Source organism: Amycolatopsis sp. cmx-4-61, from assembly GCF_046548775.1.
In the GTDB taxonomy this organism is placed as follows: domain Bacteria; phylum Actinomycetota; class Actinomycetes; order Mycobacteriales; family Pseudonocardiaceae; genus Amycolatopsis.
In genome coordinates this window covers 403,649-414,307 of record NZ_JAEBEI010000005.1, presented here as the reverse complement: position 1 = coordinate 414,307, position 10,659 = coordinate 403,649, and the positions used below count along the sequence as shown (strand labels likewise).

Here is a 10,659-nt window from a genome sequence, read left to right as displayed (position 1 = left end):
GATCCCGCATCGCCGGACCCACCTCATCCGGAGTCTCCCCCATACCCAGGATCAGGTTCGACTTCGTCACCAACCCCGCCTCACGCGCCTTCGTGATGACCTCCAGCGACCGCGCATACCGGAACCCAGGCCGGATCCGCTTGAAAATCCGCGGCACCGTCTCCACGTTGTGCGCCAGCACCTCCGGCCGCGACCCGAACACCTCCGCCAACTGCACCGCATCCGCGTTGAAATCCGGAATCAGCAACTCCACACCCGTCCCCGGATTCAACGCATGAATCTGACGCACAGTCTCGGCGTACAGCCACGCACCGCCGTCTTCCAGGTCATCCCGGGCGACACCAGTGACCGTGGAATACCGCAGTCCCATGGCCTGCACGGATTCCGCGACCTTCCGCGGTTCAGTCCGGTCCAGCTCTGCCGGCTTCCCAGTATCGATCTGGCAGAAGTCACATCGCCGGGTGCACTGATCCCCACCGATCAGGAACGTCGCCTCACGGTCTTCCCAGCACTCATAAATGTTGGGACAACCAGCCTCCTCACACACCGTGTGCAAACCCTCGCGACGCACCAGACCCTTGAGCTCGGTGAACTCCGGACCCATCCGCACCCGCGTCTTGATCCACGACGGCTTCTTCTCGATCGGCGTCTCACTGTTACGCACCTCGAGACGCAACAACTTCCGGCCTTCAGGCGCAGCACTCACGCCCTCAACCGTACGCCCGTCCGGGCTAAGCGGGATCCGGGGTGACGCCGGTCAGCTCCGCCGTGAGCTCCCACAACGCCGACCCCAGCGACTCGCTGCGCGCGGCACCGAGCGGCGCCACGCGCGCCGGGTGACCCCGCAGGTTCCCGAGGCCGCGCGGGGCGATGTAACTGCCGCCTTCGACGTCGTCCGCGGTCGCCGCGTACAGCTGCGGAAGGGTGCCGATCCGGGTGTTCTGGGCGAACAGCGTCTCGCCGAGTTTGTGGCCGCCGGCGATGAGCGAGCGGACGACCGGGTTCGTGTACGACCGCGCCATGCCGCTGCCGAGCCCCGTCGCGGTGTACCCGGGGTGGGCCGCCACGCTGACGACGGCCGAGCCCGCGGCGCGCAGCCGCCGGTCGAGTTCCAGGGCGAACACCTGGTCGGCGAGCTTCGACTGGCCGTACGCGACGGCCGGGTTGTAGCGGCGGTGCTCGAAGTTCGGGTCGTCGAAGTGGATGCGGGCGCCGGTGGCGGCGAGGCTCGACAGCGTGACGACGCGGGCGTGGTGGCCGCCGCGCAGCGCGGGCATCAGCAGCCACGTCAGCGCCGCGTGGCCGAGGTAGTTCGTGCCGAACTGCAGCTCGAAGCCGTCGGCCGTGCGGCCACGGGCGGTCGCCATCACGCCGGCGTTGTTGACGAGGACGTCCAGCGAGTCGCCGGTCAGCTCGCGCGCCGACGCGGCGGCCGCGCGCACCGAGGCGAGCTCGCTCAGGTCCAGTGGGACGAGCTCCGGTTCGGCGCCCGCGGCCACCGCGCGGACCTGGTCCAGTGCCTTCGCGCCGCGCTCGGCGGAACGGCAGGCGAGGAGCACGCGGGCCCCCTTGCCCGCGAGCACCTCGGCGGTGCGCAGCCCCAGCCCGGAGTTCGCCCCGGTGACCAGAACGGTCCGGCCGGTCTGGTCGGCGATGTCGGCTTCGGTCCAGCGCTGGGTCATACGTGTACTAAACCCTGTTCACGCACTCGGCGCGAGCAGGCGCCGCAGATGTCCCATGACGGGACGGCGGCGGGTGGTCTCCGTGCGGTTCGCGTGCAGCAGCGCTTCGAACGCGCGCCCCACCTTGACGAGCTCGTCGGCCGGCTCGCGCGGGTCGGCCAGCCCGGCCGTGACGGCGAGCATCCGCAGCTCGCCTTCGTGCATCCGGCGCAGCGACGCGTGCCGCTCGTAAGCGCCGTCGAGGACGGCACGCAGGTCGGTGTGCTCCTCGACGGCGGCGCGCCAAGCGCGGGTGACGGCGTCGACGTGGTCGCCGAGGCCGTCGGCGTCGTCCGGATCGGCGACCTCGGAACGCAGCCGGCCGCTCAGCGTCCGTGTCCACTGGTACTGCAGGGCGATCAGGACGTTCTCCTCGGTGCCGAAGTGCTCCTCGGCACCGGGCACCTCCGCCAGCGGCAGTGGCTCACCCGGGTTGCGGGCGGCCAGGCGGACGGTCGCTTCGAGGATTTCCTGACGTCGGTAGAAGTCGGTCCAGCTCATCTGTGGCTCCCCTTCCGTGGCCCGGGTCATACCGCGGGTCTGCGGCATACTCCCGGTACGGACCTGACGCGCCGAACATACCATGAGTATGGAGAGCGGTTCCGGGCGTAAAGTTGTGAAGGTGGCGACAATGAGGTCCAGACGACTCGACTATTCCGAGTCGACGCGGTCCGCGCTGGTCGACAGCGCGGTCGAACTGTTCACCAAACGCGGATACGCGGGGACCTCGCTCGACGAGATCGCCAAACGCGCCCGGGTGACCAAAGGGGCCCTGTACCACCACTTCAGCGGCAAGCAGGCGCTCTTCGAAGCCGCGTTCGAGCAGGTGGAGAGCATCGTCTTCGACCGGCTGGAGAAGATCATGACCGGGGAGGGCACGCCGTGGGAGCGGGCGCTCGCCGGGCTCAACGCGTTCTTCCGCGCCTGCCTCGACCCCGCCTACCAGCGGATCGCCATCCACGAGGCACCCGTCGTGATGGGCTGGGAGCGCTGGCGCGAAGCCGAGGAGCGGTGCAGCTTCGGGCTGGTCCGCTCGGGCCTGCAGTCCCTGGTCGACGCGGGCGAGGTGGAGCCGGTGCCGGTCGAGGTCACCGCGCGGCTGCTGTTCGGCGCGCTCTCGAGCGCGGCGACCGAAATCGCCAGTTCGCCCGATCCGAAGAAGGTCCGCGCCGAGATCGAGGACGTGATCGTCCGCATGCTGGTCCGGCTGAGGCGCACGGAGCCCGACGTCTCTATAGGCTGACGTCGTGGACTTGAGGATCTTCACCGAGCCCCAGCAGGGGGCCAGCTACGACGACCTGCTGCGCGTCGCCAAGGCGACCGAAGCCGCCGGGTACGACGCCTTCTTCCGCAGCGACCACTACCTGAAGATGGGCTCGGCCGACGGCCTGCCCGGCCCGTCCGACGCCTGGATCACCCTCGCCGGCCTGGCCCGCGAGACCAGCCGCATCCGGCTGGGCACGCTCGTCACCGCGGCGACGTTCCGCCACCCGGGACCGCTGGCCATCTCGGTGGCGCAGGTGGACCAGATGTCCGGCGGCCGCGTCGAATTCGGCCTCGGCTCCGGCTGGTACGACGCCGAGCACGAGGCGTACGGCCTGACGCTCCCGCCGCTGAAGGAGCGCTTCGACCGCTACGCCGAGCAGCTCGAGATCATCACGGGCCTGTGGAAGACGCCGATGGGCGCGACGTACTCGTTCGACGGCCAGTACTACAAGCTGTCGGAGTCGCCGGCGCTCCCGAAGCCGGCCCAGTCGCCGGCCCCGCCGGTGATCGTCGGCGGCGGCGGCAAGAAGCGCACCCCGGCGCTGGCCGCCCGGTTCGCCGACGAGTTCAACCTGCCGTTCACCGACGCCGAGACGGCAGCGGCCCAGTTCGCCCGCGTCGAAGCGGCGGCGACGGAGATCGGCCGCGACCCGAAGGAGATCCTGCGCTCGGTGGCCCTGGTCGTCGGGGTGGGGCGCTCGGACGCGGAGGTCGCGCGGCGCGCGTCGGTCATCGGCCGGGACGTCGACGAGCTGCGGGCCAACGGCCTGGCCGGGACGCCGGGGGAGGTCGTCGACCGGATCGGGCAGTGGCGGGAGAAGACCGGGATCACGCGGGTCTACCTGCAGCTGCTGGACCTTTCGGACCTCGACCAGATCGACCTGATCGCCGCCGAGGTCGCGCCGCAGCTGGACTGAGCGGCGGGTGACTGTCGGCTGGGTTTGCCGCTGGGCCCGGTGTGGGTGACCACGCCGGGCCCGGCGCCCGCAGCCGTACTGAGCAGCCCCCGTTTTCCACGCTAGCGGAAGGGACCGACAGTTCCCGGCCGCGAAAGCCCGGCCGGCCTCCTGTTGTCCACAGGAGGCCGGCCGCTTTCAGTTCTGCAGGGCGAAAGTCACGCCGGGGGCTTCCGGCGCCGCCGGGCGGGGGAGCCAGCGGTCCTCGCTCACCGGGAGCTCGCCTTCCAGTGCCGCCAGTACCGCGTCGCGGGCCAGGGGGAGCACCGCCTCCACCGTGACGTCGCGCTGGAGCTCGTACGACAGGGACGTCACGCCCGCGTCGCGGATGCCGCACGGGACGATCGAGTCGAACGCCGCCAGGTCCGCGTTGCAGTTCAGCTCGAAGCCGTGCATCGTGACGCCGCGCTGGACGCGGATGCCGATCGCCGCGATCTTGCGCTCGATCCCGCGGTCGTCGGCCGGGATCCACACCCCGCTGCGGCCCTCCACCCGGCCACTGGCCACGCCGAGCTGGTCGCACACGTGGATCAGCGCCTCCTCCAGGCGCCGCACGTAGTGGACGACGTCGATCGGGTCGCCGAGCTTCACGATCGGGTAGCCGACCAGCTGGCCCGGGCCGTGCCAGGTGATCTTGCCGCCGCGGTCGACGTCGATCACCGGGGTGCCGTCCGTGGGCCGGTCGGCCGGCTCGGTGCGCTTGCCCGCCGTGTACACCGACGGGTGCTGCAGCAGGAGCATCGTGTCCGGTGCGGTGCCGTCCGCCCGGGCCGTCAGGACGCTCCGCTGGAGCTCCCAGGCTTCGGTGTAGTCGATCGTGCCGAGCTCCCGGACGTCGACGGGCTCGGTGCTGGCGCGGCAGGAAGTGCGGGAAGAACTCACCCGTCGAGGCTACGCCCGTCACCCGGGGGAAGCAGCCGCAAGGCGCACGCTGAGAGCAGCCCGACACCGGTCACCGCCAGCACTGCGCCGATCGTGTCCGACACCCAGTGCACCCCCAGCAGCACCCGGCAGGCGGCGCACACCACGACCGCCACCGCGGAGGCCAGCAGGACGCGCTTCACCAGCCTCGGCCACAGCCACGCGCAGAGCAGCACCAGCACGAACCCGACGCTCGCCACCGACGTCACGTGCCCGCTCGGGTAGCTCAGGTCCGGGTAGTCGCGCGGGCGTTCCCGCAGGAACAGCGGCTTGGCCACCACACTCGTCAGCCGGCACAGCAACAGGACGACGGCCAGCCGCACGCACAACCCGGTGTGCTGCCGCTGCCGCAACCCCAGCGCGAGCAGCGCCGCGCCGAGGACCCAGGGGAGCACCGGGCCGAGGACGTCGCTGCCGATCTGCGCCGCCCGCCCGAGCGGCTGCGAGTAGACGCCGTGGAGGGCGTTCGCCACCTGCGAGTCGAGCGTCAGGGGGTGCCGGGCGACGCCGAGGCCCAGCGCGACGAACGCCGCCGCCAGCGCGATGCCGACGACGAGCCAGCGCTTGACGGGGACCGTCATGCCGCGGCGAGCGCCTGGTCGAGGGTCGGGTGGCGGAACGCGTACCCGGACCGTTGCAGCACGGCCGGGACGGCCCGCTGCCCGAACAACGCCATCTCCTCGCCGGCCTGTCCGAGCACGGCCTTGAGCGCGACGCCCGGCACCCACCACGGCGCCGGGCGGTGCAGGACGCGGCCGGCCGCGCGGGTGAACTCGGCGTTGGTCACCGGTTCCGGGCCGGTCAGGTTCACCGGACCCGACACGTCCGCCGTCAGGACGTGGGCGATCGCGCCGACCTCGTCCTCGAGGGAGATCCACGACATGTACTGGCGGCCGTCGCCGAGACGGCCGCCCAGGCCCAGCCGGAAGAGCGGGCGCAGCGTGGCGTAGAGGCCGCCCTTCGCCGAGAGCACGAGCCCGGTGCGCAGGTGCACGACCCGCGCGTCGCCCGCCGGCGCCGTCGCGGCTTCCCAGGCTTCGCAGAGCTCGGCGAGGAAACCGCGGCCCCGCGGGGCCGACTCGTCCACAGTGGACTCGTGCGTGTGGCCGTAGTAGCCGACGGCGGACGCGTTGACGAGCACGCCGACCCCGTGTTCGGCGACGGCTTCGGCGAGCACCTCGGTCGGCTCGACCCGGCTGTCGGTGAGCTCCTGCTTGCGCATCGCGCTCCACCGGCCGGGGAACAGCCGCTTGCCACCCAGGTTCACGACGGCGTCCACGCCTTCGAACGCGCCGCTCGCGATGGTGCCCGACGGCGGATCCCACCGGAATTCGCCGCCTTCGCGCGCTTCACGCCGTACGAGACGACGAATTTCGTGGCCTTCGCGCCGCAGGCGTTCGCCCAGCGCCGACCCGATCAGGCCGCTCGCCCCGGCGATGAGTACTCGCATGCTTCGATCGTTGCGCATCCGCTGCGTGCCCGCACGTCCGGCGCGGATGCGGCGAAGGCCGCCACGGGGATCCCGTGGCGGCCTTCGTCAGCAGTGACTCAGAGACCGAGTTCGCTCTCGAAGTTGCCCTCTTCCAGGCGCTGCTTGATCGTCGTCAGGAAGCGGCCCGCGTCGGCCCCGTCCACCAGGCGGTGGTCGTAGGTCAGCGGCAGGTACGCCATCGACCGGATCGCGATCGTGTCGTTGCCGTCGGCGTCGGTGATCACGACCGGGCGCTTGACGACCGCGCCGGTGCCGAGGATGCCCGACTGCGGCTGCACGATGATCGGCGTGTCGAACAGCGCGCCGACGCTGCCGATGTTCGTGATCGAGAAGGTGCCGCCCGACAGCTCGTCCGGCTTGATCTGACCCGCCCGCGCGCGGCCCGCCAGGTCGGCGATCCGGTGCGCGAGACCGGCCAGGCTCAGCTCGCCGGCGTCGTGGATCACGACCGAGAGCAGGCCGCGCTCGGTGTCCACCGCGATGCCCAGGTGCACGGCGCCGTGGTAGGTGATCTCCTTCGTGTCCTCGTTGTAGGACGCGTTGACGTTCGGGTGCTGCTTGAGCGCCTCGACCGTGGCCTTCGCGAAGAACGGCAGGAACGTCAGGTTGACGCCCTCGCGCTCCTTGAAGCCCGCCTTCGCCCGCTGCCGCAGCTTCGCGATCTTCGTGACGTCGACCTCCTGGACCTGCGTGAGCTGCGCGGCGATCTGCAGCGACTCGCGGGTCTTGGTGGCCGTGATCTGCCGGATCCGGCTGGCCTTCTGCACGGTCCCGCGCAGCGCGGCGAGCTCCGGCGACACCGTGGCCGCCGGACGCGCGGCGGGCGCCGAGGGAGCCGAAGCGGCGGCGGGAGCGGCGGCGGCGGGCGCCGGGGCGGCCGCGGCCTTCTGCTTCTCCTCGGCCGCGGCCAGGACGTCCTGCTTGCGGATCCGGCCGCCGACGCCGCTGCCGGTCAGCGTCGAGAGGTCGATGCCGTGCTCCGACGCCAGCTTGCGGACCAGCGGCGTGACGTACGGGCCGTCCGCCGAACCGTCCTTCGCCGCGGCGGCCGGCGCCGACGGCGTGGCGGCCGAGGCCGGGGCGGCCTGCGGCTTCGGTTCGGGCTTGGGCTCGGGCTTCGACTCCTGGACCGGCTCCGGCTTGGGCTCGGGCTTCGGTTCCGGCTTGGGTTCCGGCTTCGGCTCGGGCTTGGGCTCCGGCTTCGGTTCGGGCTTCGACTCCGCCTTCGACTCGGCCTTCGGCGCCGCGTTCGCGTCCCCGATGACGGCCAGGACGCCGCCGACCTCGACGGTCTCGTCCTCGCCCGCGCGGATCTCCAGCACCGTGCCGGCGACCGGCGACGGCACCTCGGTGTCGACCTTGTCGGTGGAGATCTCGAGCAGCGGCTCGTCGACCTCGACCGAGTCGCCGACCGCCTTCAGCCAGCGCGTGACGGTGCCCTCGGTGACGCTCTCGCCCAGCTCGGGCAGCTTCACCTCGGTGCCTTCGCCACCCGCCGCCGGCGCGGTGTCCGGCTTGCTCGGCGCGCTGTCCGCGGACTCCTCCGCCTGCGGCGCGGACTCCTCCTGCTGCTCCGGCTCCGGCTCCGAGGACGCGGCCTCTTCCTGCGCCGGGGCGGAGGACCCGGAGGACTCCGGAACGCCGCCGGTGCCGTCGTCGATGACGGCGAGCTCGCCGCCGACCTCGACGGTCTCGTCCTCCTGGGCGCTGATCTTCACGACCGTGCCCGCGACGGGGGAGGGCACCTCGGTGTCGACCTTGTCGGTCGAGATCTCGAGCAACGGCTCGTCGACCTCCACGGTGTCGCCCTCCTGCTTAAGCCACCGGGTGACGGTGCCTTCGGTGACGCTCTCCCCGAGCTCCGGCAATGTGACGGAGTAGGCCATCGTTCGCTGACTCCTCTTCCAAGTTCTGCGTGGTCTGGATTCTGCTGGTGGGACGTCAGCTGTGCACGTGCAGCGGCTTCCCCGCGAGGGCGAGGAACGCTTCACCGAGGGCCTCGGTCTGGGTGGGGTGCGCGTGGATGAGCGGCGCGACGTCCTCGGGGAACGCCTCCCAGCTGTAGATCAGCTGCGCTTCGCCGATCAGCTCGCCGACGCGGTCGCCGACCATGTGGACGCCGACGACCGGGCCGTCCGGGGCCTTGACCAGCTTGACCCCGCCGGAGGTCTTGAGGATCTGGCTCTTGCCGTTGCCGCCCAGGTCGTAGGTGAACGTCGTGACGTCGGAGCCGTACTTGTCCTTCGCCTGCGACTCGGTCAGCCCGACCGACGCGACCTCCGGGTGCGAGTAGGTGACCCGCGGGATGCCGCTCTCGTCGATCACGCGCGGGTTCTGCCCGGCGATCTCCTCGGCGACGAAGATGCCCTGCTGGAACCCGCGGTGCGCGAGCTGCAGGCCCGGGACGATGTCGCCGACGGCGTAGACGTTCGGCAGGTTCGTGCGCAGCCGCTCGTCCGTGATGACGAAGCCGCGCTCGATCTTGACGCCGGCCTCCTCGTAGCCGTGGCCCGCCGAGTTGGGCCCGCGGCCGACGGCGACCAGCAGCAGGTCGGCCTCGATGGTCTCGCCGGATTCCAGCGAAACGCTCACGCCGTTGTCGTCCTGCTTCGCGCCGGTGAACTTCACGCCGGTCTTGAAGGCGATCTTGCGGCGGCGGAAGGCGCGCTCGAGCTGCTTCGACGCGAACTCGTCCTCGTTCGGGACCAGCCGCGGCAGCGCCTCGACGATGGTGACGTCCACGCCGAAGGAGGCCCAGACGCTGGCGAACTCGACGCCGATGACACCGCCGCCCAGGACGACGACCTTCTTGGGGACGTAGTCGAGGGACAGGGCCTGCTCGCTGGCGATGATGCGGCCGCCGAGCTCCAGGCCGGGCAGCGTGCGCGAGTACGAGCCGGTGGCGAGGATGACGTTCTTGCCGGTGTAGCGGGTGCCGTCCACCTCGACGGTCGTGCCGCCGACGAACGTGCCGGCGCCCTCGACGAGGTTCACCTTGTGCGCCTTGGCCAGGCCCTGCAGGCCCTTGTACAGGCGGGCGACGATGCCGTCCTTGTACTTGTTGACCCCGGCGATGTCGATGCCCTCGAAGGCGGCCTTGACGCCGACCGCTTCGGCGTCGCGGGTCTCGTCGGCGACCTCGGCGGCGTGCAGCAGGGCCTTGGTCGGGATGCAGCCCCGGTGGAGGCACGTCCCGCCCAGCTTGTCCTTCTCGATCAGCGTGACGGAAAGGCCCAGCTCGGCCGCGCGGAACGCCGCGGCGTAGCCGCCCGATCCGCCTCCCAGGATCACGAGGTCGGCGGAGGTGTCGGTCACTTCATTAACTCCTCGGCAAGCAGTGGGGTGATGCTCGGTCGTCGCGCCCGCGCCCGGTATAACCGCGCGCGCGACACCGCCATCTTGTCACTACGCCGGACGGGGCTGCGAGCTAGCCGGGTGTGCGACGCCGACCACACGCGGACATCGGGATAATGAGTGGCGTAGGTCTCGGAGGGAGAGGTGGTCGAGGTGGGGCTCTTCGACTCGCTGCGCAGGCGGGCCAAGGGTGGGCGACGGGCCGGTACGCTGCGGAAAGCCAGCACCGAGGACACCCGCCACCTCGACGAGTGGGCCGCCACCCGAAGGGGTGTCGAGGCCTTCGTGGAGCCGAAGACCAACGTCACGGAGACCACTGTGGTGTTGATCGCCCACGACGGTGAGTGGACGCGGCGGCGGATCGGCAGCCTGGAGGCGGCGCAGCAGTTCGGGCACCGCCGGTCGATCCCGGTGTACGAGGTCGCGCGCGTGGGTTACCCGAAGCGGATGCGCGAGTACACCGAGCGGAAGAAGCGCGGGCAGGTCTAGCCCTCGAGCGCGAGCCGGCCGACCACCTCGCCGTGGTGGCTCTGGCCGGTGGGCCGGAAGCCCAGCTTCAGGTAGAACCGTTCCGGGCCGTCGTCGCCCGGGAGCCACAGCACCGTCGCGACCTTTTCGCCTCGCCGCCGGGCCTCGTCGAGGACGGTTTCGACGGCGAACCGGCCGTAGCCGCGGCCCTGCACGCAGGCGCCGACGTTGAGCCGCCAGATCCCGCAGCGGAAGAAGTCGAGCTCGGCCGCCGGGTCGAAGCGGGCCATTACGAAGGCGACCGGTTCGCCGTCGTCGGCGACCACCCGCGGCCAGGCGATGTCCGGCTGGGTGTAGGCCTCGGCGAGCGAGACCGCCACGGGGGCGACGAACTTCTTCTGGTGCGGCTGGACGGCCAGCTGACACGCGGCGGCGACGTTCTCGGGGGTGATCTTCTCCACGGTGAGGGCGGTCACCGGGT

At 71.3% G+C, this 10,659-nt stretch carries 12 protein-coding genes; 3 read left to right on the top strand and 9 right to left on the bottom strand.

The window, feature by feature from the left end:
• From ACLJOU_RS18915 to ACLJOU_RS18905, 3 genes are all read right to left on the bottom strand, one after another.
• Positions 1-706 (bottom strand): lipoyl synthase (locus tag ACLJOU_RS18915; RefSeq protein WP_410568954.1); only part of this gene is annotated, 706 nt, incomplete at its 3' end.
• A gap of 25 nt (positions 707-731) precedes the next feature.
• On the bottom strand, positions 732-1,682 hold the full coding sequence (locus tag ACLJOU_RS18910; protein WP_410568953.1) for an oxidoreductase: 951 nt from the start codon (positions 1,680-1,682) through the stop codon (positions 732-734).
• A gap of 18 nt (positions 1,683-1,700) precedes the next feature.
• On the bottom strand, positions 1,701-2,222 hold the full coding sequence (locus tag ACLJOU_RS18905; protein WP_410568952.1) for a hypothetical protein: 522 nt from the start codon (positions 2,220-2,222) through the stop codon (positions 1,701-1,703).
• Positions 2,223-2,352: 130 nt separating this feature from the next.
• On the opposite strand from ACLJOU_RS18905, the gene ACLJOU_RS18900 reads away from it, so the two are divergent.
• Positions 2,353-2,964: a TetR/AcrR family transcriptional regulator gene (locus tag ACLJOU_RS18900; RefSeq protein ID WP_410568951.1), complete on the top strand. Its 612-nt coding sequence runs from the start codon at positions 2,353-2,355 to the stop codon at positions 2,962-2,964.
• A gap of 4 nt (positions 2,965-2,968) precedes the next feature.
• Complete coding sequence (locus ACLJOU_RS18895; RefSeq protein ID WP_410568950.1) at positions 2,969-3,904, top strand: LLM class F420-dependent oxidoreductase; 936 nt, start codon at positions 2,969-2,971, stop codon at positions 3,902-3,904.
• 177 nt (positions 3,905-4,081) lie between these two features.
• On the opposite strand, the gene lipB is transcribed toward ACLJOU_RS18895, so the two are convergent.
• The 5 genes from lipB to lpdA all read right to left on the bottom strand — a co-directional run bounded on the left by lipB (position 4,082) and on the right by lpdA (position 9,671).
• The gene (gene lipB / locus ACLJOU_RS18890; RefSeq protein ID WP_410568949.1) at positions 4,082-4,825 is read right to left on the bottom strand and encodes a lipoyl(octanoyl) transferase LipB; all 744 of its coding nucleotides are present in this window, start codon (positions 4,823-4,825) and stop codon (positions 4,082-4,084) included.
• The gene (locus ACLJOU_RS18885; protein ID WP_410568948.1) at positions 4,822-5,445 is read right to left on the bottom strand and encodes a phosphatase PAP2 family protein; all 624 of its coding nucleotides are present in this window, start codon (positions 5,443-5,445) and stop codon (positions 4,822-4,824) included. The genes lipB and ACLJOU_RS18885 overlap by 4 nt, the downstream gene beginning before the upstream one ends.
• Positions 5,442-6,314: a TIGR01777 family oxidoreductase gene (locus ACLJOU_RS18880; protein WP_410568947.1), complete on the bottom strand. Its 873-nt coding sequence runs from the start codon at positions 6,312-6,314 to the stop codon at positions 5,442-5,444. Before ACLJOU_RS18880 ends, ACLJOU_RS18885 begins: the two co-directional genes overlap by 4 nt.
• Before the next feature lie 98 nt (positions 6,315-6,412).
• A complete protein-coding gene (gene sucB, locus ACLJOU_RS18875) occupies positions 6,413-8,242 on the bottom strand; it encodes a 2-oxoglutarate dehydrogenase, E2 component, dihydrolipoamide succinyltransferase (RefSeq protein ID WP_410568946.1) in 1,830 nt (609 codons plus the stop codon).
• Between the two features lie 55 nt (positions 8,243-8,297).
• Positions 8,298-9,671, bottom strand: coding sequence for a dihydrolipoyl dehydrogenase (gene lpdA, locus ACLJOU_RS18870; RefSeq protein ID WP_410568945.1), 1,374 nt, complete (start codon positions 9,669-9,671; stop codon positions 8,298-8,300).
• Positions 9,672-9,854: 183 nt separating this feature from the next.
• Here lpdA and ACLJOU_RS18865 point away from each other — a divergent pair, with 183 nt between their 5' ends.
• Entirely contained in the window at positions 9,855-10,199 is a 345-nt protein-coding gene (locus ACLJOU_RS18865; RefSeq protein WP_410568944.1) for an oxidoreductase, read from the top strand.
• Here ACLJOU_RS18865 and ACLJOU_RS18860 read toward each other — a convergent pair.
• Positions 10,196-10,654 carry a GNAT family N-acetyltransferase gene (locus ACLJOU_RS18860; protein WP_410568943.1) on the bottom strand — a complete coding sequence of 153 codons (459 nt, stop codon included), beginning with the start codon at positions 10,652-10,654 and terminating at the stop codon, positions 10,196-10,198. The two genes, ACLJOU_RS18865 and ACLJOU_RS18860, sit on opposite strands and share 4 nt — an antisense overlap.
• Positions 10,655-10,659: the final 5 nt, after the last annotated feature.